The sequence below is a fragment of the Kitasatospora sp. MAA19 genome, from assembly GCF_029894125.1.
Taxonomy (GTDB): domain Bacteria; phylum Actinomycetota; class Actinomycetes; order Streptomycetales; family Streptomycetaceae; genus Kitasatospora.
The window spans coordinates 22,971-47,193 of the sequence record NZ_JARXYZ010000001.1 but is presented as its reverse complement, the minus strand read 5'-3'; the positions used below and the strand labels follow the sequence as shown (position 1 = coordinate 47,193).

Sequence of the window (24,223 nt, the reverse complement as noted above, 5' to 3'; positions counted from 1 at the left end):
GTTGGCGGCGGGTCACCCGGACGGCGCCGTGGCTGTCCGAGCGGGCACGTATGCTCGACGGCGGGGAAGAGGCGCCGGGAGCGCTGCCGTACGGAGCTTGGGAGCAGCAGTGGCCGTCTGGGACGACCTGGTGGGCCAGGAGCGGGTGGTCGAGCAGCTGACCGCCGCCGCCCGGGCGGCCGGGGCGACGGTCGAGGCCGGTCGCGGGGCCGGTCCGCAGCCGGGCGGGAACGCCTCCCTGATGACGCACGCCTGGCTGTTCACCGGCCCGCCCGGGGCCGGGCAGGTCACCGCCGCGCGCGCGTTCGCCGCAGCCCTCCAGTGCAATAGCCCCGACCTCGCGCTCGGCGGCACGCCGGGCTGCGGATTCTGCGACGGCTGCCACACTGTGCTGGCCGGCAGCCACGCCGACGTCAAGTACGTCCGGACCGACGGCCTGTCCATCGGCGTCGGTGACATGCGCGCCCTCGTGCTGCGCGCCTCCAGCTACCCGACCGGCGGCCGCTGGTCGGTGATCCTGGTCGACGCCGCCCACCGGCTCACCGAGGCCGCCGCGAACGCGCTGCTCAAAGGCGTGGAGGAGCCCTCCCCGCGCACCGTCTGGTTGCTCTGCGCCCCCTCCGTCCAGGACGTGCTGCCGACCATCCGATCGCGCTGCCGCCTGCTCGTCCTGCGCACGCCCACTGCCGAGGCCGTCGCCGACATGCTGGTCCGCCGCGACGGCGTCGAGCCGGAGACCGCCCGGCTGGCCGCGCTCGCCGGGCAGGGCGACGTCGAGCGCGCGCGTCGCCTCGCCGTCGACGAGCAGGCCCGCACCCGCCGCACCGACGTGCTGCGGATCCCGCTGGAGGTCGCTGACATCGGCGGCTGCCTGGCCGCCGCCCAGCGCCTGGTCGACACCGCCAAGGCCGACGCCGAGGCGCTCGCCGAGACCCAGGACGCCAAGGAGACCGACGACCTGAAGGCCGCCTACGGCGCCGCCGAGGGCAGCAAGGCGCCGCGCGGCATGGCCGGGGCGGTCAAGGAGCTGGAGAAGCGGCAGAAGAGCCGCGCCACCCGCACCCGCCGGGAGACCCTCGGGGTCGCGCTGCTCGACCTGCTGGGCTTCTACCGGGACGTGCTCGCGCTCCAGCTCGGTTCCACCGGCTCCCTCGCCAACGAGGACCAGCGGCAGGCGCTGAACCGGGTCGCGCAGGACGGTCCGCCGGAGGGCACGCTGCGCCGGATCGAGGCGGTGCTCGCCTGCCGGCGGGCGCTGGACCGCAACGTCGACCCGCTGCTCGCCGTGGAGGCGATGACGGTGGCGCTGCGCGCGGGCTGAGCCGCCTGTCGGGTGGGGGTGCCGGGGCAGGGTTGCCTGGTGGGGTGCCGAGCCGTGCTGCTGGGCCGTGCTGCTGGGCTGTGCCGCTGGGCCTTCCGAGGCGGGGTGCGCCCGGCGTAGGCCTCCCGGAGCTGGCCTGCCGTCCCACCTTCGAGTGAATGCTCGATACGCGCCGAGCACACCCGCGTGTGATGGTCCGCCCGTTGTGCACGCTGGGGGCCGACTGCGCCCCGGTGCCGGGGCCGTCGCCCCCCGTACGGTACCGGGTCCCGTCCGGCGCCGGCCCTCCTCCCGAGGTGGTGCGTCCCATGGTTCGTTCGCTCCTCGTCATCCCCCTGCTGGCGGCCGCGCTGGGCGGGATCTGGCTGGCCCGCGGCGCGCTCCAGCGCTGGCGCGACCTGCGCGCCGCCCGGACCTACGAACTGGCCGGCGACCGCTGGCCGATGCTGGTGCGGGCGGCCGGAGCGATGGTCTGCGGGGTCTGCGTCACCGCGCTGACGCTGCTCACGGCGCTCGGGGCGTTCGGCGGCCCCGGCCGCGGCGACCAGGAACCGGACCGCGCGGAGCCGACGGTCGACGCGGTGAGCGCGGGCACGGGCGCGGGCGCGGCGGCCAGGCAGCAGGCGGCGCCGCCCGTCGTCGCCGAGCCGGCCGCGGCCTCCGCCACGTCGTCGCCCACCGTGGCCAGCCGCTTCGACAGCGTCGGCCACCCGGGCGGCGGCGAACTGCTGCAGTCCGCCGTGCTCGGCCCGGACGGGCAGCCGCGCAACGTCCGGGTCTGGCTGCCGCCGCAGTACGCCAAGGAGTCGAACGCGCGCTTCCCGGTCGTCGTGATGCACGCGGCCGCCCCGCACAAGACCGCCGACGCCGAGGTCCCGGACGTCTTCGAGGGCATCAGCTCGGCCCTGCAGACCGGCCGTGCCCGCCCGTTCATCCTGGTCACCCCCGAGGCGCCGAACGGCACCGCGCACCCCTGCGACCTGGTCGCCGCCGCCCCGGCCGCCGTCGCCGACGACGCGACGCTGCGCACCACCATCGCCGCCTCCTTCCGCACCCTGCCGCCCGGCCCGGCCTCCTGGGGCACCCTCGGCGTCGAGGGCGGCGCGTCGTGCGCGGCCGCCGCCGGACTGTCCCGCCCCGACCTGTACGGGGTGGCCGCCGCAGTCTCCGGCCGGTACGACGCCGCCGCGCTCACCCAGACCGGCGCCGAGGCCCCGGCCGGCAGCGCGGCGAAGCTGCTGCTGGCCGCCGCCAAGGCCGACTCGGCCGGGCTGGACGCGGCCCGCAAGCTCCAGGCCGCGCTCAAGGCCGGTACCGGCCCGGCGGCCAAGGCCGAGGTGCGGATCTCGGACAACGTGCAGGACTACACCCCCGACCGGGAGCGGCTGCGGCTCGTTCGGCAGGCCGTGCAGTACCTGGCCGAGGCGCTGGCCAAGGCGTCCTGACCCGGTGTCAGTGCGTCATCGCCGCCCGGTGCCCACGGCGGGCACCGGGCGGCGTGCTGTGGTGCAATGCGATTCGGGTCGCCGGTCGGCGACCCGGAGTGACGATCGAAAGGGAGCGGATGAGGGCCACCGGGCGAGTACTGGCTGCGGCGCTCGCCGCCGGGCTGCTGGCGGGCGGGTGCGGCGCGGGTTCGCCCGGGACGGGCGGCGTCGAGCCCTCCGGTTCCGCGGGCGCGACCTCGCCGGACTCGGCCGGGCCCGCGACGCCGACCGCCACCGCCGCGCCCAGGGTCACGCCGCTGGAGCCGCTGCCCGCCGTCGTACCGGCCGAGCTCGCCCCGTACTACGCGCAGCGGCTCGCCTGGAAGGCATGCGACGGCGGGTTCGAGTGCACCACCTTCCGGGTGCCGCTGGACTACGACCGCCCCGGCGACGGCGACCTCACCCTGACGGCCGCTCGCGCCCTCGTCCTCCCGCCGCCCAAAACCACAACCGGAACCGGAACCGGAGCCAGGACCGGAGCGGGGGACAGGGGCGGGGACGGCTCCGGTCAGGTCAGCCGGATCGGCTCGCTGCTGCTCAACCCGGGCGGGCCCGGCGGCTCGGCGGTCGAGTACCTGCAGATCGCCGCCGATACGTACGACAGCGGCGTGCGCGCCCGGTACGACCTGGTCGGCCTCGACCCGCGCGGGGTCGGCCGCAGCAACCCGGTCAGCTGCCTGAGCGGCCCCCGGATGGACGCCTTCACCGCCATCGATCTGACCCCCGGCGACCAGCGCGGGATCGACGCACTGGTCGCCGCCGACAAGGAGTTCGCCGAGGGCTGCCGACAGCACACCGGGGCGGCGCTCGGCCACCTCAGCACCGTCGAGGCCGCCCGCGACATGGACGTGCTGCGCGCCCTGCTCGGCGACAAGCGGCTGAACTTCGTCGGCAAGTCCTACGGCACCTTCCTCGGCGCCACCTACGCCGGGCTCTTCCCCGGCCGGGTCGGGCGGCTGGTGCTGGACGGCGCGCTGGACCCGTCGCTCGACGCCGCCACCAGCAACCGCACCCAGGCCGGCGGCTTCGAGATCGCCTGGGCCGCCTTCGCCAAGGACTGCGCCCCCCGTAAGGACTGCCCGCTCGGCCGGACCGAGCAGCAGGTCGGCGAGCAGCTCACCGCCCTGCTCGCGACCGTCCAGGCACACCCGCTGCCCAGCACCGACAAGGGTCGCCGGCTCACTGGGGCCCAGGCGAAGACCGGCGTCATCCAGGCCATGTACGCCGACTCCCTCTGGCCCAAGCTGCGCTCCGCGCTCACCGCCGCCAAGGCCGGCGACGGCACCGGCCTGCTGAAGCTCGCCGACTCCTACTTCGGGCGCGAGGCGGACGGCTCGTACCCCAATCTGATGTCCGCCAACACGGCGGTGAACTGCCTCGACCTGCCCGCCGCGTTCGCGGGGCCGGCGGACGTCCAGCGCGCGATGCCGGAGTTCGAGCGGACCTCGCCGCACTTCGGCCGCGACATGGCCTGGATGGCGCTGGCCTGCACCTACTGGCCGGTCCGGGCCACCGGCGCGGCGCACACCATCCGGGCCGCCGGCGCCGCCCCGATCGTGGTCGTCGGCACCACCCGTGACCCGGCCACCCCGTACGCGTGGGCCCAGGCGCTGGCCGGGCAACTGGAGTCCGGACGCCTGCTCACCTACGACGGGGACGGCCACACCGCGTACGGGCGCCACAGCGACTGCGTGGACGACGCGGTCAACCTCTTCCTGCTGGAGGGCGAGGCCCCGAAGAAGGGCAAGCGCTGTGACTGGTAGGCGGCGGAGCGCCGGTCGACCGGATTGTTTTCGCTTCAACCGACGTTCGGTGCGACGTTACGATGAGCGCCCCCCTGCTCTCGTCCCCCTCCCCGGAGCGCACCGTGCTCGGAGTCAACGACCTGGCGACCTACATCCTCGGCGCCCTCGTCATCGTCCTACTGCCCGGCCCCAACTCGCTGTACGTGCTGTCCGTCGCCGCCCGCAAGGGCGTACGGACCGGCTACCGGGCCGCCGCCGGCGTCTTCGTCGGCGACCTCACCCTGATCAGCCTCACCTCACTGGGCGCCGCCTCCCTCCTGAAGGCCAACCCGGCCGTCTTCGCCGTGGTCAAGCTCGGCGGGGCCGCCTACCTGCTCTGGATCGGCTACGGCATGCTCCGCGCCGCCCGCCAGCTCTGGCGCGAACGCCAGGCCGCCACCGCTGCCGCCGCCACCGCCGCCGAACCGGCCGCCGAGCCCGTCGAGCGCCCGTTCCGCCGCGCCCTGGTGATCAGCCTGCTGAACCCGAAGGCGATCCTCTTCCTGCTCTCCTTCTTCACCCAGTTCGTCGACCCCGGCTACGGTCAGCCGGCTCTCTCCTTCGGCCTGCTCGGCGGCATCCTCCAGACCTTCAGCGTGCTCTACCTCTCCCTGCTGATCTTCGCGGGCACCACCCTCGCCTCCGCCTTCCGCCGCCGCAAGCGCCTCTCCGCCACCCTCACCAGCGGCGTCGCCGTCCTCTTCGCCGGCTTCGCCGCCAAACTCGCCGTCTCCTCCGCCTGACCCCACCCTCCGCATCCAGGTGTGGATCACCCGCGAAACCCGTGTAGACTGGCCCGCGTTGCCACCACGCGTGACAACGGTGCCGCCTTAGCTCAGTTGGCCAGAGCAACGCACTCGTAATGCGTAGGTCGCGGGTTCGAATCCCGCAGGCGGCTCAGTGAAGGCCCAGGTCGCATAGCCCGTGACCTGGGCCTTTTGTCATTCCTTGGCGTGCGGGCAGGCGTCGGCGATGCGCTGCGAGATCGCTTGCGTGAGCGATGCGTGAGCGCGGGTGTTGATCTTGGGTTAGCGCTTGGCCTTCTTGGCCTTGGACTTCGTCTTCTTCCGGGCCTTCCGCCCGGCCTTCTCGGCTTCGGCGGCGGCCTTCGCAGTGGCCTTGGCGTGGGCCTCGGCTTCGGTCTTCCGCTGGAGGGGGACGAGCTTCGCGGCAGCCTCGGCGGCGTCCTTGGCGATCTCGGGCAGGACGCTGGTGTAGGTGTCCGACGTGATCTTGGTGGAGGAGTGGCCGAGCATCTCGGACACCACCTTCATGTCGACCCCGCCGGCGAGTGCGAGCGTGGCCGCGCCGTGGCGGAGGTCGTGCAGCCGGATTGGCGGCAGGCCGGACGCGGCGACCAGGCGCTCGAACATGTCGGTGACCTTGCCGGGGTGGAGCCAGGACCCGTCCTCGTTGGTGAAGACGCGGCCGGTGTCCTTCCAGGCCGGCCCCCAGTCGTTCCGCTCCTTCTGCTGCCGGTCGCGATGGCGCCGCAGGACGGCCACCGTATCGTCGTCCGGCGCTACCGTCCGGAAGCTCCCGTCGGTTTTGGGGTCGGACTCCTCGACCTCCCAGCCGTCCTGCACGAGCTGAGCCGTGACGGTCAGCGAGCTGCCGTCCAGGTTGGTCTCGGACCACGGCTGCCCGCACGCCTCGCCCCGGCGAAGCCCGCGGAAGGCGATCACGTGCCACATCGCGTACAGGCGCTCGTCGGCCACGAAGTCGAGGAACGCGCCGGTCTGCTGCGGCGTCCAGACCATCACTGGGGAGGGCTTCACGCCGGTCTCCTGCCACTGGGCGACCCGCTCGGGCGTCCAGACCAGACCCTTCGGCTTGGTCGCCGGGTCGAGCTCAACGTGGGCGGCCGGGTTGACGGTGATCAGGCCCTCGGGGATAGCGGCGTTCAGGGCGGTCCGGAGCGTGGCGCGGATGTGCTGGCGGGTGGCCGCACCGGTCGTGCGCCGGAACGGCGGCATCTCGGCGAGCTCGGCGCGAAGGGCCTTGCGGCGGGCGCGGTTCTCCACGCCCTTGATCGGAACCGTGGCGAGCTCGGCCTTCAGCGCGTGCCGCAGAGCGTTGCTCTCCATGATCTCCTCGTTGGCGTCGGCGATGGCCGTGAACATCTCGGCGAGCGTGCTCACCCGCAGCCGGTCGACGCGGACGTGCCCGATCCGGGGCTTGAGGTGGACTCGAACGTCGGACTCGTAGCGGGTGATCCCGGACTTGCGGATCTTCTTGCCGCCAAGCCACGTGTCGAGCCACTCGCCCACGGTGACGCGGGTGGAGAGGTCTTGACCGGTCTTCAGGCGGAGGCGAGCCTCCTCGATGTCGGGCAGCTGGGCCTTCTCGTCGGCGACCTTCACCAGCAGTTCGGCGACCAGAGGCAGGTCGTCGGGGTCCTCCTTGTGGAGGGCGAGCAGGCTGCGGACGGGGTCGAGGTCGGCCTGAGCCTCTTTCAGCGTCTCGTAGCCAGCACGGTTGAATGAACGGCGGGTGCCATCCTCGGCGTTGGGCAGATCCTGGCGTATGGAGTAGGCGCCGTGCTTGCGGCTGCCGAGCCTCGGGCGCGCCTTGCCGAGCGGCCTTCCGGTCTCGACGTCGCGGCAGTAGCAGCGGTGGTAGGTGGAACCCTTCGTCCGTCCTCCAGATCAGTATCAGTCTTTACTGAACCTGAAAGCGTGATGTCGGAGCCGTTTGCCTGACAGCGGCTGGGCGAGTCCGGTAGCCCTGAGCCTGTGAGATATGCGCAGGGCGGCGGATTGACCGACGCTGAGAGGGCCGCGCGGGAGCGGATCCGGCTGCAGGTTGTGGAACGCTTCGAGGGCGGGGAGGAGAACCGGGAGATCGCCGCCGCGCTGCGGGTGAGCGAGCGGTCGGTGGAGCGATGGCGCCGACAGTGGCGTGAGCGAGGTGAGGCCGGAGTCCTCTCGAAGGGGTCACCCGGGCGCCCGCGGCTCAGCGAGCGGCAAATCGCCAGTCTGGAACGCGAGTTGGAGCGCGGACCGCTCGCCCATGGCTGGGAGGACCAGCGGTGGACGCTCGCCCGGGTGAAGGCGCTGATCGGTCGTCTGTTCCACGTCGGCTACACCGTCGAGGGGGCTTGGGCATTGCTCTAGCGCCACGGCTGGTCGTGGCAGCAGCCGACCCGCAGGACTGTCGAACGAGACGACCAGGCAGTCGAGTTGTGGAAGATGGAGGTCTGGCCCCGGGTAAAAGCGCCGCGGCGGCTCGGGGAGCCGGCTGGTCTTCGAGGATGAAGCCGGGCAGGCCATGAGACCGCCGCGTGCCAGGACCTGGGGCCGGGTGGGGTGCACGCCGGTGGTCCGCGTCCGCGTCCGCGGCCGGGGCTCCGGGCGGGTCTCGATAGCCGGGATGGCCTGCTGCAAGGCAGGCCATCGCTCGCGCATGATCTTCGGCTTCCGCATCCATCGCGGCCGCAAGGGCGAGTGCAAGGCGTTCACGTGGCAGGACTACCGCGACCTGATCCTGCGGGCCCGCATCCAGCTCGGCGGGCCGATCGTGCTGGTCTGGGGCAACCTCTCGACGCATCTGATGCCGTCGATGAGGGAGTTCATCGCGGCGAACCAGGACTGGCTGACCGTCTTCCAACTGCCCTCCTATGCACCCGACCTCAACCCGCAGGAAGGTATCTGGACCCTGGTCAAACGTGGAGTTGGCAACCTCGAGGCCGCCAACGTCGATCACCTAGCCAAGGCCGTCCGGACCCGCCTCGAGAAGATCCAGTACCGCCCACACCTGATCGACGGCTGCCTCGCCCAGGTCGGCCTGATCATGAACAACTGACCCCAGACGACTCCGACATCACGAATTCAAGTTCAGTAAGGGGTGTATCCGGGGAGCAGTTATCGCTGATGGATGTGCCAGAAGGAGACTGACGGAGTAGCAGCATGGGAACTTCAGAGGCTTGTACTCGCGCGATATGTAGTACCGGCCGCGATCCAAGCGTGATCCCCCTTGCCTCAGCGGTCCGGCCTACCGGTCGGCCAGGGCGAAACGGATGTAGCGGGCGTGGGAGAGCGAGCGCCGGATGAAGCGGGCCTCGGTGAAGGCGGTTTCGAGGTCGGCGTACTCGGACTGGGCGTTCTGGATACGCAGGGCACGGCGGGCGAATTCCTCGCGCTGCCTCCGCGCCTGGTCGGCGGCTGCCTCGGCGTCGGCGGTCAGTTGGGCTTGGGCCGTCTGGAGGCGCTGCGCGGCCAGGCTCAGTTGCCGGTCGGCCTCGGTCTCCGTTGCACGGCGCTGATCCGAGAGCCGCATGCGTTGCTGGTTGAAGTCCGCCTCGATGGAGCGCCGTTGCGTCGGCGGCAGCGATACGGCGCACCGGGACTCGGCCGCTTGGGCCCGCTGCCGTCGCCAGGCGTCCAGTGCCCGCGCTTTGGCCTCTCCGATGCCCTTGACGTTCACCTCCTGACCACCCGACCTGACGATGACCGCAGTGGTGTTGCGGTAGCCGCCGCTGGTGGTGTTCTTGAGTCGGATGCCGGTGAAGTCCGCCGCGCTTCTGATGCCGCATGCGGCCAGGTCGGCCTTCAGCTTGTCTCCGATGCCCTGGAGACGAGCGTCCGCGACGCGGCTGCGGTGGAGCTCCCGCTGGACGAAGCTGGCGCGCTCGTCGGCGGTGGCCCTGTTCAGTGCTGCCTTCAGCTCGCCGTCCAGAGCGGCTGTTCTGCGGTCGATGTCAGTCAGGGTTTGGGCCTTTTGGCGTTCAATGGTCGCCGCATTGTGCTGGTGCTGTCGCAGCAACTCCTGGCGCTGCCCCGGAAGCTGCTGCTTTCTGCGGTCTTCGGCTGCGTCAAGCAGCAGCCGTTCCCGTTGGAGGTCCGCTGCGGCCTTCTCCGGCTTGGAGATCTCTCGTCGGCGTTGCCTGAGGCTTCGCAGGTAAGCGCGGAAGAGGCGGACCTCGTCGCGCGAGCGGCGGGCGACCCAAGTGATGAGGACGGTCAGGGAAGCAGACGGTAGCGCATACGGAACGAGGCCGGCAGCGAGCGACAGAAGCGATGAGACAGCCGTTACTGTCATCAGGACGGCTGCGACGGTATCGCCGGGCCGTCGGCCGGCGAACCGGCTGGGCGGGGTGGCGGGTGGGGCCGCTGGGGTGGAGGCGGTAGGCGGTAGATGGTGGCTCATCCAGCCTGGGAGTGCACCGGACGATGCCGAGGGCTGGCCGTGTGGAGGCGGCGGAGGAGCGGCCGGTGCCGTAGTCGGCGACATCAGTGCAGGGAGGCTGTCCAGGGGCTGCCAGGCCAGGTAGCGGACCTGGTCGGCCAGGTCCCGCACCGCACGGTCGGGATGGGAGAGCAGCGCCGGGAACCGTGGCGAAGCCGACGGGTTCTTGAAGTCGTCCTCGGTCAGGAGCAGGTATTCGCCCTTGGGTTCGTGGAGCTGTGCCCACAGACCGGGGTCGGCGGCCACGGCCTTGAGCGCCAGGAAGATGACCCAGGTCGAGAAGCGGTCCACCGCGGAGTCGAAGTCGTCGCCGCCGCGGGTCGGGGACTGGTAGTTGCGGTGGCCGCGCTCCGTTCCGCCCTGACCGGCCAACGCGGGTACGTACATGCCGTCGTAGTCCACCAGCCGCAGCGTGCCGTCCTGGGACACCAGGAGATTGCCGTGCTGCAGGTCGCCATGGGCGATGCCGTGGAGGGCGAGATCGGTGGCCAGCGCGGCGAACCGGTCGGCGACACTGTCAACGGACCGGCTGTCGCGATGATGGTGGTCGAGCCAGGTCGAGAGGGTGACGCCGTCGACCCACTCCATCTTGAGCACCGGGAACCGTCCGGGACCGACCTGGATGGCGTCCGGCAGGTACTCGAAGCCCATCTTCCAGGGCTGCGAGAGGGACGCCGGGGCCAGAGCCTCAAGCTGCCGACTGATGGCCTGGTAACGCGTCTCCTGGTCGGGCACGTGGCGAGTGAAGCACTTCACCGCGTAGCGGCGCCCGGTGGTGCGGTTGGTGAGGGAGAAGACGCTGGCGAAGTTCCCTGAGATTGGCCGCGGCTGGCGGAGCTTGTCCAACTCGGGAATGGCATCCTTGAGGTCCGGGTGGCTGAAGCACAAGTGCGTGTGTTGCAGAGCCTCTTGATAGTCCCGTCCGCTGGGGAAGTCCCGGATCGGTCCGGCCCCGATGGCCACCTGTTACCGCCCTTCGATGTCGATCCGTACGACTGCCACGTCGTCGTTGCGCAGGTCCTGGCGGGTCCGGAGACCGTTCAGCCAGTCGGAGAAGCCGGCGGCGTCATGCGGGCCGCCGAATTCGAGTAGTTCGCAAAGGGCGTTGGCTGGCTCGGGTGCGGCCAGGAACCAGGCGGCCAGGGCGTCGGTCATCAGGAGCAGCCGGTCGCCCGGGCGGCAGCTGCCCTCGGCGAAGAGAGTGCGTGCCCTGAGTAGGGCGGTGTCGTGGTTCCGGCTGCCGAAGAGGTCTGGGGCGGTTCCGAAGTCCTCGGGCCGCTCGATGGGGAAGGAGCGCAGCAGGCAGTCGTCGCGGACATGGAAGAGGCAGCTGTCGCCCAGCGCCGCCGCCTGCCAGTGCCAGGTGGTGGTACCTGGTAGCTCGGGCGGCGCGCCAGGTACCGGACCCGGAGCGGGTGCGATGCGGACGCTGAGCATGGTCGCGTAGGCACCGCCGACCAGTTTGGTCTGCTCGTACCACTTCAACGGCCGGCCCGTCGTCGCCCGGTCACGGCTGTATTCCTCCAGCCACGGATCCCACCGTGCGGTTGCGGCAGCAGCGAACTCTTCGAACGCGCTGTCGACGGTGAATATGGCAGGGCAGGTGAGCGCTTGGACGGCCGACTCGGCGGCGAGGAGCCGAGCCCAGTCCTTGGCCAGCACACTCTCAGTCGCACCATCGCACACGCTCGCCGCGATCGGTCCCTCCACCAGCTCGTCGAACGGCGGGTCCGGTAGCACGCACACCGCGTCCTCGCACTCGGCGAGCGTGCTGCCGTTCTTCGGGGCGATCAGGTGGGTGACATACAGGCCTGGAGAGGTCACCGCAGCTCGGTTGCCCGGGTACCGATGTCAAGGAACTGGACCACCGAGGTGATGTCGGCGTTGTAGACGAACCCGCGCGTGCTCTCGCTGACGCGCTGTCCTTGCGAAGCGGCGTAGGAGCGCATGTGGGTCGGCAGCGGGCTCGACATGCCGAACAGTGTGCGGGCGTACGTGTCAGGTAGGTCGGCGGCGGAGTCGGGGAAGGCGGTGGGAGAACCACCAGCCGCCGAGACGTGGAGGTTGAACAGCAGCGCTGCCCCGTCCGCGGTGGCGTGCGTGCTGATCGCGGTGGCCGACTCCGTGGGATCCCCGTCCGTCGACTCGCCGTCCGTCAGGTTGATCACGATGGGTGGGAAACCGCCCGGATAGCGCTCGGTCCAGCCGGACACCAGAGTCTCCGCGTACTTGAGCGCGCGGTTCATGGGTGTGCCGCCGTGGGCGACCGGATCCATCCACACCGGGAACGCGATGCTGGTCTCGACGAGCCCGCCGGCGCCGTCCGGGACCTTCTTCGTCCGGTCGTCCACCCGCGCGGGATTGTCCGCGACCTCACTCAGTGGGACGAGGTCACGACCGGCGAGGGCCCCGGAGAACGCGGACCCGACGGTTGCCCCATAGCCGATCACCGCGACGTGGAAGTAGTCCCGGACACCCTCCTCCTTGGCGCATTTGACCGACAGCTCGGTGATGAGCCTGTTGATGGCATCGGCGACGACATCGGCCTTCTTCTTCGTATCGACTGAATCGCCGCCGATCGGGTCACTCATGGAGGTGGACTGGTCCACGAGGAAGACGAAGCAGGTCGGATTGGTCCGGCTGATCTCGGCCGTATACGGCATGCGCATCCCCAGGGGCTCTTCGAACTGCGGAGTGACGGCGTCCGGCCCCATGGGGCGGATGGTGCCTGAACTGGCGCTCATCGTAGAGAACATGAGTGGTTCACCGGGTAGGAACAAGCAAACTTGGCGTCCGATGTGGTGCGAGTCCGCCAGCGCACAACGGCGGGTTCGTTCACGCTCGGGGGGCTGCCGGGAGGGAGCATGCCTCCGGTAGGGGCACCTTGGCCGAGATCGGCACTGTTCGTACCGCTCCGACTCGGCTATCCATGGAGGGCCGCAGGAGATTCCGGCTGCCTCGGGGGAGGAACCTTTGCTTGTCGTCTTCGGACTGCTGATGTTCGGAGGGATGGCCGTCATCTCTCGATGCGGAGCTCGGACGCTCAAGGAGCGTCCCTGTCTGCGCCCGCGCAAAGGCCTGTTCCAGCGGTGCTACCAGCACAAATGGGCGCTTGCCACCCCGAGTGACTTCGCCGGGGGTGGGTTGTTTGCGGCGGCCTACGCGCTGTGGGTCGTCTTCCACCCGCTGGCTGGGTGAGGGTGTGGTGCTCGGCAACCGGGCTGGTGGAAGGCCGCACCGGAGAGGGTTCGGGAAGGACTGGGCCGCCGCGTTGCCGTGGTGGGTGCTGCCGCTTCTCGGGCTGGCGCTCGTCCTGCTGCTGATGAAGGGACTGGCCGTGCTCGTGGCACGAGCCGGTTGGCCAATTCTTCTGGGTGGGGGCGCGCTTGCGGTCACGGCCGCTGCCGCGGTCGTTCGCGGTCTGCGGCAGCGTCGCCACGCGCTGGTCCAGGGCCCGGCTGGGTTGTCCCTCCCGGAGATCGACTCGCTTGGGCACCGCCAGTTCGAGGAAGCGGTGTGTGGATTGCTGCAACGGGACGGTGTCCGTGCCGAGCGGGTCGGCGGCGCGGGGGACCAAGGCGCGGACGTGATCGGGATCGACGCCTGGGGGCGGCGGGTGGTGGTCCAGTGCAAACACACCACCGTGGCCGCCAAGGTCGGTGATCAGGTGCTTCAGGTGGTCAGCGGCACGGCGCGTCCGATCCACCGGGCGGACCTCGCCGTTGTCGTCACCAACGGCGGCTTCACCCGGAATGCTCTGAAGAACGCCTCCGACTACGGGACTCTCCTGGTTGATCGGCAGTTGCTCGAACGGTGGGCGACCGGCGGAGAGTCGCTGTACAAGCTGCTCGGTGTGGGTGCTCCGGCACCGCGCGGCCGGTGGCGGACCGGATTCCGGAATCCCTGAGACCGGGGCTGGTCGTGGCGGCTAGCATCGCGGCCATGGGCGGGCAGCCCAACATTCGCTAATAAAAGTCCTCTGCAAAAGGCTTGTTGGTGCAGCGAGGCGTCATGAATCGGAGGGGAGCATGGCCGAGACGGGCGATGTCCTGCGGGTCCAGGTGTTCGGGGCGGATCCGGCTCATGCCGAGCGCGAGGCACGCGAACTTCGCGACGCGCTGAACGGGCTCGCGGGCGTCGAGGCACGGTTCGCTGATCGGCGGCGTCGGGGTGTGGGCCCAGCCGGTAGCAAGGGGACGGCTCTCACACCGGAGGTGATCCTGCTGGTCACGGGCAGTACCTCCGCGGTGGTCCGGGCTGCGGTCAAGGGCTGGGTCGAGGTGCGCAAGAGTCGGTACGCCCGAGTGGAGTTCAGCGACGGGACGGTGGCCGAACTGCGCGGGGGAGTGTCGGGCGCGGAGCTGAAGGAGCTGCGGGACGGCAGTCGGCCACAGGAAGAACCGGACGAGGTGAATCCGTGAGCCGCCAGCACGCCCTGCTCATCGGTACCGCCGCCTATCAGGACCCTTCCTTCACACCACTGCCCTCGGTCCGCGTCGACATCCATTTCCTCAGCCAGGTCCTGGAGTTGCCGTCGGTCGGCCGGTTCGAGGACTGCGTCCGAGTCGAGGACGCGTCGAAGGCCACGATCAGGCAGTCGGTCGAGGCATTCCTCAACGATCGTGAACCGGATGAGCTGGTCGTGCTCTATCTCAGCGGTCATGGCGAGTACGACACCGAGGACGGCCAGCTGTACTACATCGCGTCGGACACGCGTGCCGACGACCTGCGGCAGACGGCGGTCGAGGCCTCGTTCATCACGGAGCAGCTGGAGGCCTGTGCTGCCCGGCGCAAGGTGCTGCTGCTCGACTGCTGCTTCAGTGGCGCGGCCGTGCAGGGATTCCGCAGCAAGGGCGGCCCGCAACAGCAGCGAGTGGCCGTCGTTGAGGCGAGCGGTGTGTATGTGATCACGGCTTCGCACCAGTGGGAGGAGGCGTTCGCGGGTACACCTGGGTCGGCTTCACAGTTCACCGCAGCCGTGGTCGATGGCCTGCATTCGGGGAAGGCCGATCTCGACGGCGATGGGAAGGTCTCGGTCGATGACCTCTTCCGCTATGTGAGCCGAGTCCTGAAGGACAGTCCGGACGGCCAGCGGCAGACTCCGACCAAGTCGAGCCTGCAGGTGACGGGGGACATCTGGCTCGCAAATGCCGCGGTCGGCCGGCAGGTGACCGCACTCAGGCCGCTGCCGGGCGCCGGATCAGCGGTAGCCGTCGCCGCCGACGGTTCGGTATTCCTCGAACCGCTCAAGTCCGCCCCGGCGGTTCACGACGACGCCGCCTTCACCGCAGCCGACTGGCCGAAGCTCTTCGACTACTACCTTCGTTGCCTGCACGAGGAGAACGCCACAGACCAGCTCCTGTCGCTGGTCGGTAACGATCCGCCGCGCGTGGTCTGGCCGACCGGGCCGGAGACCCTGCTATCCGGGACGGCCAACTCTGCGCAGGTCCCGACTGAGGTCGTGGAACTGGCTGAACGAGCAGCTCAGGACGGCGCCGACCTCTGGTACGGCTACCCCGTGGTGGTGATGTTCGACGACAGGCGGCGGCAGGTCTGCGCCCCGCTCTTCATGCAGCAGATCGAACTCACCGTCGATTCCGTCGGTCGCAAGGTGGCAGAGCCCGCTGGACCGGTCGTTCCGCACCCCAAACTGATTCTGGAGCGCTTGGGCAAGGACGAGGGACAGGAGCTCCTCGCGTCCTTCGCCCCGAACTGGCGGCCCGGGTTCCGGGACGAGATGGTGCGTGATATCCGCACTTTGCTGGACCGGTTGGGATTGCGCGATACCGAGCACTTGGATCCGGGTGCGCTGGGCGACGGTTCCTCCCTGCGTGCAGCGCACGAGGGTGCGCGCAATGTCGCGATGGCGTTCGCTGTCCGCGGCGACTCGCCGGCCTCGGCACAGCTCGTCAAGGACTACTCGGTGATGCGGCGGGCCGTTCAGTCGATTCCCGAGACTGCCCTCGGAGCGTTGGCCCGGACGCCCGAGTCCGAGGTGGATGCTGCAGTGGCCGCAAGTGAGGTGCGGATCGTTGCGCCACTCGAACTGAATGAGAGACAGGAAGCCGTGATCCGCTCGGCGATGACCCGGAGGATCACCGTGGCCACCGGTCCGCCGGGCACGGGAAAGAGCCAACTGATCGTCAACGCGGCAGCCACCGCGCGGGCGGCCGGGCAGTCCGTGCTGGTCGCCTCGACCAACAACAAGGCGGTGGACGAGGTCTGGGAGCGTTGCGAAGAGCTGGCACCCGGCCTACTGATCCGCACTGGCAGCCGTGGTGGGGAGCGGGACAACGTCGAGGACGAACTGCGGAGCCTTGAGCGGCTCACACGTACTGTGCGGCCCGGTCGTTCAACCGAGGCCTGCCGTGGTGAACTGCGCAACGCGGTCAGGGCGTTGGACGACGTACAGCGGGAGTTCACCCGGGCAGCGGAGCGGGAGCAGCTCCTCGCGACAGTCGGCCGGAGCCGCCAGGCTTATGCCGATGAGCGGGCTTGTGAACTGGCGGGCCTGAGCGATGCCTTCGGCGACGACGCGGTCCTTGGCCGGTGGCTGCCCGGGGCACGGCGGGCAGGCCGGGCTCGGATCCTCGGCGGTTGGCGACGCGGTCGGCTGTTGCGCAGGCTGTCAACGCTTCCCGTGGACGTCCGTGAGCGCTCCGAGTTCGCGGCGCTGCTCGGCTTCGCCGAGGACGAGGCGGTATGGCGGACGGAGAGCGCGGCAGCGGACGCGGGCCCGCAGGACGCGGATCTCGCCACCCGTTCCACGGACACTAGGCGGCTTGTCCGGCAGGCCTCTCACGCGTTGTTGCAGGCTCTCGTGGCGGACGGGGCGGTACGCGGACGGGCCGCCATCTTGGAGCGGATCGAAGCTGTCCGGACTCGCTCGCAGCGTGAGTGGGCGGCACTGGACAGGGTGTTGCCGCACGCGCCCGGCTGGGCGGTCACCACCCGGTCGGCCCGCCGGTTCCGCGACCGTCCGGCGATGTTCGACCTGGTGATCATCGACGAGGCGAGTCAGTGCTCGACACTGGATGTCCTGCCGCTGCTGTTCCGCGCCAAACGGGCTCTGGTCATCGGCGACCCGATGCAGCTGTCGCACATCACCAAGATCCTGCCGCGTCAGGAGGCGGCTGCCCGGTCCGCCGCCGGGGTGCGGGCCAGTTGGTTGGAGGAACACCGGCTCGGCCATCGGCGCTACTCCTCCTTCCAGGCGGCTGCGAAGGCGGCAGGCGCCGCGCTGCTCCTGGATGAGCACTACCGCTGCCACCCGGACATCGTGCAGATCTCCAACCGTCACTGCTACGGCGGGCGCCTGACTGTGCTAACCCAGCCGGGCTCGCTGCGGCGGCTGGACGGTGTGAACGCGGTGCAGTGGCTCGACGTGACCGGTAGCGCTGTGCGGGGCCGCACCGGTTCGTGGATCAACGAGCAAGAGGCGGAGCGGGTCCGGATAGCCGTTGAGAGGCTCTTGCAGCGACTGCCGGCCGAGGCGACCATCGGAGTGGTGACACCGTTCCGAGCGCAGAAGGAACTGCTGGCCCGCGGCTGGGAGCAGGAGCCCAGGGTCCGGGTCGGTACAGTTCACACCTTTCAGGGCGGCCAGCAGGACGTGATGCTGCTGTCCCTAGTGGCCGGTGAGCAACTCCGACCGAGTGCGGTGAACTGGCTCTGCCGAGAGGTCAATCTGTGGAATGTGGCCATCACCAGAGCCCGTGCCCATCTCATTGTGGTCGGTGATCGCGGCTTCTGGAGCAGGCGCACGGGCATGTCGCTGGCTCTGTTGGAGGCGACGATGGACGGAGCCGATCTGTTGCCGCCGGCCGCTGGAGAGCCGGATGAGCAGCGACTGGTCTTGGGAGATCGTTTCCAGAAGGTGCTGGCTGACGTGATGCCGAATGCGATGGTGGATCGGGATGTTGCCATCAATGGCTATCGATGTGACTTCGAGGTCCGCCTGAATGGGACCCGGTCTGTGGTTGTGCTCGATCCTGCTGCGCAGGGAGCCGCCGATCCGGCGAGGCACCTCCGGTTGGCGCTCGCCCAGGCGGCCCTGCTACCCGAGGGAGTACGAGTCCCGGCCTGGCATATCTGGGCGGATCGTACCGACCGATTGCTCAAGACTGCAGGAAGCCGGCGGCTGGTATAGCTCGACGGGGTCATTGATCACTTGATCGGCTGGCGAAGCTTGGATGTTGTCGTGCGTGAGCGATGCGTGAGCGGACTGCGCGGCGCCGGCCGTTCGAAGCCGGACGGGTCATCACCGCGTAGTGCGCCGCGCTGCAGAAGCGACAGCAAGTAACCGGTCGCAACCTCGCGGATCACGATCGGACTCGATCTCGTAAGGCGTAGGTCGCGGGTTCGAATCCTGCGGGCGGCTCGGTGGAGGTCCAGGTCGTGTAGCTCATGACCTGGGCCTTTGGGGGTTCCTTGGGCGGTGGCGGCGGTTGCCGTGGTGGGGGTTGGGTGGCTCTGGCGTTCTGTGGGGTGTCGAGGGCGGGGGGCGGCGCGTGGCGGGGGATCGGGGGTGGGATTTGGGGGGTGGGGCATACGAGTTGGGGGCGTTGAATGCAAGATCTTTCAGCCATTGACCATGTTCATCTCACGACATAGCCTGGCGCAGCAGCATCGATATTCAGGCAGTGAGCCTCCAGCGGCGGGCGGTTGCGCGGCGGCTGGGGGGCGTCATCGAACGGTGGGCGTTCGCGTGCGCCTGGGTGTGGTTTTTGCCACGGGGGATATGGGTATGACTGGCTCGAACGTTGGTGTACGAACTTCTTGGGATGGCTCTGCCTACCCTTCTCTGTCCGGTCTTGTCGAGTGGCATGCGGTCCGGGAGCCCGATGCGCCGGCCGTGGACTATCCGGATGCCGGAATCGCGCTGAGTTACGGCGAGTTGAGCCGCCGGGCGAACCGGCTGGCGGCGTATCTGGGCTCGCGGGGCGTGGGGCTCGGGGACCATGTGGTCACCTGTCTGCCGGCCGGGCCCGAGCTGGTGGTCGCGCTGCTCGCGATCGTCCGGGCCGGGGCCGCTTACGTGCCGGTGGATCCGTCGCATCCGGTGGAGCGTCGGCGGCTGATCCTGCGGGACTGTGCCGCGCGGGTCGTGGTGACGCAGGACGCCTTCGCGGCGGACTGTGAGGGTCTGGGCGCGGCCGTGGTCGCGGTGGACGTCCTCGCCGGGGAGATCGCCGGCCTGCCGGCCGACCTGCCGGAGGTGACGCCGGGCCCCGAGGACGCCGCCTACGTCTGCTACACCTCCGGAACCACCGGCACTCCCAAGGGAGTCGTCGTCCCGCACCGCGCCGTACTGGACCTGCTGCGGTCCACCGACTACGTGCAACTCACCGCGCGGGACGTCATGGCGCAGGCCGCCAACCCGGCCTTCGACGCGGTCACCTTCGAGATCTGGGGTGCCCTCACCGCCGGCGCCCGACTGGTCGGCCTGCCGAAGGACGCCGTGGTGGACCCGGCCGCGTTCGAGCGGGCCGTCAAGGAGCACGGGCTGACCGTGCTGTTCCTGACCACCGCGCTGTTCAACCAGATCGCCCGGGACCGGCCCCGGGCCTTCGGGCCGCTCCGGGTGCTGCTCTTCGGCGGCGAGGCGTGCAACCCGCGGCGGGTGCGCCAGGTGCTGGCGGCCGAGCCGCCGGAGCACCTGCTGCACGTGTACGGGCCCACCGAGACCACGACCTTCGCCACCTGGTACGAGATCACCGAGGTGGCGGAGGATGCCAGGACGATCCCGATCGGCAGGCCGATCGGCGCCACGATCGGCCTGGTCCTCGACGACGACCTCCGGCCGGTGGCCCCCGGAGGCTCCGGCGAGCTGTACCTGGGCGGGCCCTGCCTCGCGCTCGGCTACCTCAACCGCCCCGAGCTCACCCGGGAGCGCTTCGTCGACAACCCGGTCGAGCCCGGCTCGGGCCGGCTCTACCGCACCGGTGACCACGTCCTGCTGCGCGAGGACGGCGCGGTCGAGTTCCTCGACCGGGTCGACAACCAGATCAAGCTGCGTGGATTCCGGATCGAGCTGGGCGAGATCGAGGCCGTCCTCACCGCGCACCCCGCCGTCTCCGAGGCGGTCGTCTCGGTGTACCAGCAGGCCGAGGACGACCGGCGGCTGGTCGCCCACGTGGTGCCGGCGGGTGCCGCCGCCGCGGAGTCGGCCAGCCAGGTCACCGAGTGGCGGGAGATCTACGAAACCCTCTACGACGACGCCGAGTCCACCGACCTCGGCGAGAACTTCGTGGGTTGGAACAGCAGTTACGACGACCTGCCGATCCCGCTCGACCAGATGCGGGAGTGGCGCGCGGCGACGGTGGACCGCATCCGCGAGCTCCGGCCGCGCCGGGTGCTGGAGATCGGCGTGGGCACCGGCCTGCTGATGTCCCACCTCGCCCCGGACTGCGAGGAGTACTGGGGCACCGACTTCTCCCCGGCGGTGATCGAGGCGCTGCGCGCCCAGACCGAGGCGGACCCCCGCCTGCGCGGCAGGGTCACGCTGCGCTGCCGGGCCGCGGACGTCGTGGACGAGCTGCCCACGGGCCACTTCGACACGGTCGTGATCAACTCGGTCATCCAGTACTTCCCCAACGTCGAGTACCTGCGGACCGTGATCGAACGCGTGCTGCCGCTGCTGGCCCCGGGAGGTTCGTTCTTCCTCGGGGACCTGCGGAACCTGGACCTGCTGCGCTGCATGCAGACCGGCGTCGAGCTGGCCCGGGCCGGCGACGCCGAGCACGGCCGGGACATCGAGAGCACCCGCCGTTCGATCGGCCAGCGGATCGAACTGGAGACCGAACTGCTGCTCTCCCCGGCGCTGTTCACCACGCTGGCCCGCGAGCTGCCGGCGATCCGGGCGGTGGACGTCCGGATCAAGCGCGGCACCCACCACAACGAGCTCACCCGCTACCGCTACGAGGCCGTGCTGAGCACCGGCGAGCCGGTCGCGGACCTCCGGGACGTGCCGCGGCTCGGCTGGGGTGCGGATCTGGGCTCCACCGCCGAGATCGAGGCGTACCTGCGGGCCGAGGCGCCCGCCGCCCTGCGGATCGCGGGGGTGCCCAACGCCCGGATCCACCGGGAGTGGACCGTGATGCGGGCGCTCGACTCCGGCGCCGGCCTCGCCGAGGCCCTCCAGCGGTCGGCGCGGACGGGCGCCGCACCCGATCCGGAGGAGCTCTGCGCCCTCGGCGAGCGTGCCGGGTACCGCGCGTTCGCGACGTGGTCGGCCGACACGGCCGAGGCCGTCGACATCGTCCTGCTCGCTCCCGGCACCGAGGCCGGCCCGCTGACGGCCGGCTACGCCCTGGACGCCGCCGGGTCCCCCGAGGTCGGCGACTGCGCCAACACCCCCACCGCCTTCGACAGCACCGTCGACCTGGCGGTGACCCTGCGCGGCTACCTCCAGCGGCAGCTGCCGGACTACATGGTCCCGGCCGCGCTGATGACGCTCGAAGCCCTGCCGCTCACCCCGAACGGGAAGGTCGACCGGCGCGCCCTGCCGGCCCCGGCCCTCGCGGCCGCCATGCCCGGCACCCTGCCGGGGACGCCGATCGAGGAGATCGTCCGCGACCTGTTCGCGGAGGTCCTCGGACTGCCGAAGCGCGAGGTGTACGCGGACTCCGACTTCTTCGCCCTCGGCGGGCACTCGCTGATCGCCGCGCGCCTGGTCGCCCGCCTGCGGGCCACCCTCGGGGTCGATCCCGGCACCCGGGCGCTGTACGAGGCGCCCACGGTGCGGGGGCTCGCCACCCTGGCCGGTGACGCGCCCCTTCCCGGCGGGCCGGCGGGTGCCGAGGGCGGCACCGGCAACCTCGTGCTGCCCGTGCGCTTCGACCGGGCCCTGGACGTCAAGGCCCTGGAGTCCGCGCTGAAGGACCTGGCCCACCGGCACCGGGCGCTGTCCGGCCTGGTGGTCGACGCGCTGGCGGCCGAGCCGGCTGGGCAGGCCGGCGCGGCCGAGCTGCTGGCGGACGCCGGCCGGCAGCCGCTCGACGCCGAACTCCCCGTCACCGCCCGGCTGTTCGCCTTCGCACCGGACGACCACCTGCTGCTGCTCACGCTCCGCCCCGACCTGGTCGACGTCTCCTCGTACCTGCCGCTCGCCGCGGATCTGGTCCGGGCGTACGAGGCCCGCTCGGTGGACGAGGCGCCGCGCTGGCCGGCCGCCGTCCCCGGTGGTGCCGTCCCCGGTGGTGCCGTCCCTGGTGGTGCCGTCCCCGGTGGTACCGTCGCGCGGCCCGAGCCGGCGGCGGACACCCCCGAGCCGACCCCGCTGCCCGGGGCCGCTGCCGCCGCCGACACCACGCGGGCCACTGCCGACCACACCCGGGTCGGCCGGGTGGAGAGCGTCATCGACGCCGAACTGCACCGCAGGCTGGCCCACTTCGCGGCCGACCAGGGCGCCACCGTCCTGATGGCGACGCACGCCGCTCTGGCGGCCCTGCTCACCCGGCTCGACGCGGGCACCGACCTCGTGCTGGCCACCCCCGTCCCCGCACGGGGTGGTGACGCCCTGCGGCACGCCGTCGGCCAGTACACCCGCACCGTGCCGCTGCGGACGGACACCTCGGGCGACCCCGCCTTCGGCACGCTGCTCCAGCGGGTCCGCGCCACCCAACTGGCGGCGTTCCGCCAGGAGCCCGCTGCGGCGCGTCCCGGCGGGGTGGTCCTCTCCGTCGCCCCGCAGGCCGGGGCGACCTTCGAGACCGCCGGCCTGGTGATCCGGGCCGAGCAGCCCCGCCGACCGCACCCGGACGCGGACCTGGCGCTCGTGCTGACCGAACGGCAGAGCGCGACCGGCGAGCCGCTGGGGATCGACGTCGAGGCCTCGTACCGCTCGGACGTGATCGGTGCGGAGGCTGTCTCGGGGCTGCTCGACAGCCTGGTGACGCTGCTCGGCTCGGCCCTCGACCACCCCGGGCAGGGCATCGGCGCGCTGCGGTTGCTCTCCGACCAGGCCCTGGAGCACTCCCAGCAGGCCTGGGCCGGGGAACGTCGCGCCGTCCCGGCCCGGACGGTGCCGGAGCTGTTCGCGGCTCAGGTCCGGGAGCGCGCCGGCGCCGTCGCCCTGGACGACGGCGCGGAGCCGGTGACGTACGCGGAGCTCGACCGCCGCTCCGACCGGCTCGCCCGCACGCTCGCCGGGCACAAGGCGGGGCCGGGCACGGTCGTGGCCACCGCGATCGCCTCCCCGCTCGGGTTCGCGACGGCCGTGCTGGCGGTCGCGAAGGCGGGAGCCGTCTGCCTGCCCTTCGACCCGGCGGCGCTCCCGGCGGCGCTCGTGGAGCGGGCCGGTGTGCTCCTGCTCGACGCCGAGGCCGGGCAGGGCGTCCCGGAGCAGGCCTCCCCGGTCGCCCGCCTGGTGCTCGACCCCACCTCCACCTTCGACCTCACGGCCGACGACGGGCCCGACGACGGCCGCCCGGACCAGGACGCCGCGCCGGCCGCGCCGGCCGCGCCGGCCGGGTCGGCGACCCCCCGGCGCCCGGTGCTGCTGGCCGTCACCGACGACCCGCAGATCGGCGAGGTGCTGATCGGCGCCGAGGGCATCGCCACCGTCGCCGCCTGGCGCTCGGCCGAGCAGCCGGGGGCGCGCAGCGCCTGGCTGCACCCGGGCTACCCCGACGTCGCCGCCGCGCTCGACCTGCTGGAGTCGTTCGCCGCCGGAGCCACGGTGCTGGTGCCGGACGCGAAGCGGTACGACGACCTGCCCGGCCTGGCCGACTGGCTGCGGGGCAGCGGCGCCGACCACGCCGTGTCCACCGACCCGCTGGTGGTCGCACTGGCCGACGCGTACGCCGAACCGGGCCGCGCCACCGGCGCGCCGGCCTCCCTCACGGTGTCCACCGACCGGGACGACGCGAGCCCCGAGGTCCACGCCTTCGCCACGGCCCACAGCCGCACGCTGACCGTCCGGGCCGGCCGGCCCGAGGCCCGTACGGTGGTCGTCCACCGGCCCGGCGCCGACGCACGACCGGCCTGGAACCACCGCGCCCACGTGCTCGACGCCCAACTGCGCCCGGTGCCCCCCGGCGGGACCGGCGCGCTGTACCTCGCGGGCGCGAGCCTCGCGCTCGGGTACGCCGACCGGCCCGACGCGACCGGTGACCGCTTCGTCCCGGACCCCTTCGAGGCCTCCGGCGAGCGCATGTGGCGCACCGGTCGGGCCGCCCGGCGGGGCTCCGACGGGCGGCTGGAGATCCTCGACGAGCCGTGGGCCGACGACCCCTTCGAGGACGAGTACGGGACCTTCGTCGTCCTCGCCGACGACCGCGGCCGGCAGGCCCTGTGGCCCAAGCCGGTACCGGTGCCGGCCGGTTGGCAGCTGGTCCACCCCGAGGACCTGCGCGACCTGTGTCTGGACTTCCTCAACGAGCACGCGTTCCTCAACGAGCACGCGGCGGCCGAGCTGCGGCTCGGCGGTTGATCCCGCCCTT

General features: G+C 71.3%; 13 protein-coding genes, 1 tRNA gene and 1 pseudogene. 11 read left to right on the top strand and 4 right to left on the bottom strand.

The genetic code is table 11. The annotated features are described in order from the left end of the window. Window positions 1-109: 109 nt before the first annotated feature. The 5 genes from P3T27_RS00155 (at window position 110) to P3T27_RS00135 (ending at window position 5,490) form a co-directional block, all read left to right on the top strand. Window positions 110-1,321: a DNA polymerase III subunit delta' gene (locus tag P3T27_RS00155; RefSeq protein ID WP_280674086.1), complete on the top strand. Its 1,212-nt coding sequence runs from the start codon at window positions 110-112 to the stop codon at window positions 1,319-1,321. 308 nt (window positions 1,322-1,629) lie between these two features. Next, entirely contained in the window at window positions 1,630-2,766 is a 1,137-nt protein-coding gene (locus tag P3T27_RS00150) for a hypothetical protein (RefSeq protein WP_280673359.1), read from the top strand. Between the two features lie 119 nt (window positions 2,767-2,885). Further along, on the top strand, window positions 2,886-4,571 hold the full coding sequence (locus tag P3T27_RS00145; protein WP_280673357.1) for an alpha/beta hydrolase: 1,686 nt from the start codon (window positions 2,886-2,888) through the stop codon (window positions 4,569-4,571). Window positions 4,572-4,675: 104 nt separating this feature from the next. After that, window positions 4,676-5,335, top strand: a complete 660-nt coding sequence (gene leuE, locus P3T27_RS00140; RefSeq protein ID WP_280674085.1) for a leucine efflux protein LeuE — start codon at window positions 4,676-4,678, stop codon at window positions 5,333-5,335. A gap of 81 nt (window positions 5,336-5,416) precedes the next feature. After that, window positions 5,417-5,490 (top strand) — tRNA-Thr (locus tag P3T27_RS00135). Between the two features lie 130 nt (window positions 5,491-5,620). Here the strand turns inward: P3T27_RS00135 and P3T27_RS00130 are convergent. Continuing rightward, window positions 5,621-6,955, bottom strand: a complete 1,335-nt coding sequence (locus tag P3T27_RS00130; protein WP_280673355.1) for a site-specific integrase — start codon at window positions 6,953-6,955, stop codon at window positions 5,621-5,623. Between the two features lie 372 nt (window positions 6,956-7,327). On the opposite strand from P3T27_RS00130, the pseudogene P3T27_RS00125 reads away from it, so the two are divergent. Together P3T27_RS00125 and P3T27_RS00120 are read left to right on the top strand one after the other, a co-directional pair. Further along, window positions 7,328-7,866 (top strand): annotated as a pseudogene (locus tag P3T27_RS00125) (winged helix-turn-helix domain-containing protein). Then, window positions 7,863-8,396, top strand: a complete 534-nt coding sequence (locus P3T27_RS00120; RefSeq protein ID WP_280673353.1) for a transposase — start codon at window positions 7,863-7,865, stop codon at window positions 8,394-8,396. Before P3T27_RS00125 ends, P3T27_RS00120 begins: the two are co-directional and overlap by 4 nt. 189 nt (window positions 8,397-8,585) lie before the next feature. Here P3T27_RS00120 and P3T27_RS00115 read toward each other — a convergent pair whose 3' ends face one another. Genes P3T27_RS00115 through P3T27_RS00105 form a run of 3 tightly spaced genes read right to left on the bottom strand, consistent with a single transcriptional unit; the run spans window position 8,586 to window position 12,523 of the window. Continuing rightward, on the bottom strand, window positions 8,586-10,742 hold the full coding sequence (locus tag P3T27_RS00115; protein ID WP_280673351.1) for an AarF/UbiB family protein: 2,157 nt from the start codon (window positions 10,740-10,742) through the stop codon (window positions 8,586-8,588). Window positions 10,743-10,745: 3 nt separating this feature from the next. Then, window positions 10,746-11,603 (bottom strand): hypothetical protein, encoded by an 858-nt coding sequence (locus tag P3T27_RS00110; RefSeq protein WP_280673349.1) that lies wholly within the window; start codon window positions 11,601-11,603, stop codon window positions 10,746-10,748. Continuing rightward, window positions 11,600-12,523 (bottom strand): VWA domain-containing protein, encoded by a 924-nt coding sequence (locus P3T27_RS00105; RefSeq protein ID WP_280673347.1) that lies wholly within the window; start codon window positions 12,521-12,523, stop codon window positions 11,600-11,602. Before P3T27_RS00105 ends, P3T27_RS00110 begins: the two co-directional genes overlap by 4 nt. Before the next feature lie 458 nt (window positions 12,524-12,981). Between P3T27_RS00105 and P3T27_RS00100 the strand changes: the two genes are divergently transcribed. From P3T27_RS00100 to P3T27_RS00085, 4 genes are all read left to right on the top strand, one after another. Further along, entirely contained in the window at window positions 12,982-13,686 is a 705-nt protein-coding gene (locus P3T27_RS00100; RefSeq protein ID WP_280673345.1) for a restriction endonuclease, read from the top strand. 121 nt (window positions 13,687-13,807) lie between these two features. Beyond that, window positions 13,808-14,200, top strand: coding sequence for a hypothetical protein (locus P3T27_RS00095; RefSeq protein ID WP_280673343.1), 393 nt, complete (start codon window positions 13,808-13,810; stop codon window positions 14,198-14,200). Further along, window positions 14,197-17,928, top strand: coding sequence for an AAA domain-containing protein (locus P3T27_RS00090; RefSeq protein WP_280673341.1), 3,732 nt, complete (start codon window positions 14,197-14,199; stop codon window positions 17,926-17,928). Before P3T27_RS00095 ends, P3T27_RS00090 begins: the two co-directional genes overlap by 4 nt. A 444-nt stretch (window positions 17,929-18,372) precedes the next feature. Next, window positions 18,373-24,213, top strand: a complete 5,841-nt coding sequence (locus P3T27_RS00085; protein WP_348534046.1) for an amino acid adenylation domain-containing protein — start codon at window positions 18,373-18,375, stop codon at window positions 24,211-24,213. Window positions 24,214-24,223: the final 10 nt, after the last annotated feature.

What these genes read in the sequence shown, in the direction of transcription:
- P3T27_RS00145 (WP_280673357.1), top strand. Translation starts at nt 2,886, where the DNA reads ATGAGGGCCACCGGGCGAGTACTGGCTGCGGCGCTCGCCGCCGGGCTG.
- P3T27_RS00150 (WP_280673359.1), top strand. Translation starts at nt 1,630, where the DNA reads ATGGTTCGTTCGCTCCTCGTCATCCCCCTGCTGGCGGCCGCGCTGGGC.
- P3T27_RS00120 (WP_280673353.1), top strand. Translation starts at nt 7,863, where the DNA reads ATGAGACCGCCGCGTGCCAGGACCTGGGGCCGGGTGGGGTGCACGCCG.
- P3T27_RS00095 (WP_280673343.1), top strand. Translation starts at nt 13,808, where the DNA reads ATGGCCGAGACGGGCGATGTCCTGCGGGTCCAGGTGTTCGGGGCGGAT.
- P3T27_RS00085 (WP_348534046.1), top strand. Translation starts at nt 18,373, where the DNA reads ATGTTCATCTCACGACATAGCCTGGCGCAGCAGCATCGATATTCAGGC.
- P3T27_RS00105 (WP_280673347.1), bottom strand. Translation starts at nt 12,523, where the DNA reads ATGAGCGCCAGTTCAGGCACCATCCGCCCCATGGGGCCGGACGCCGTC.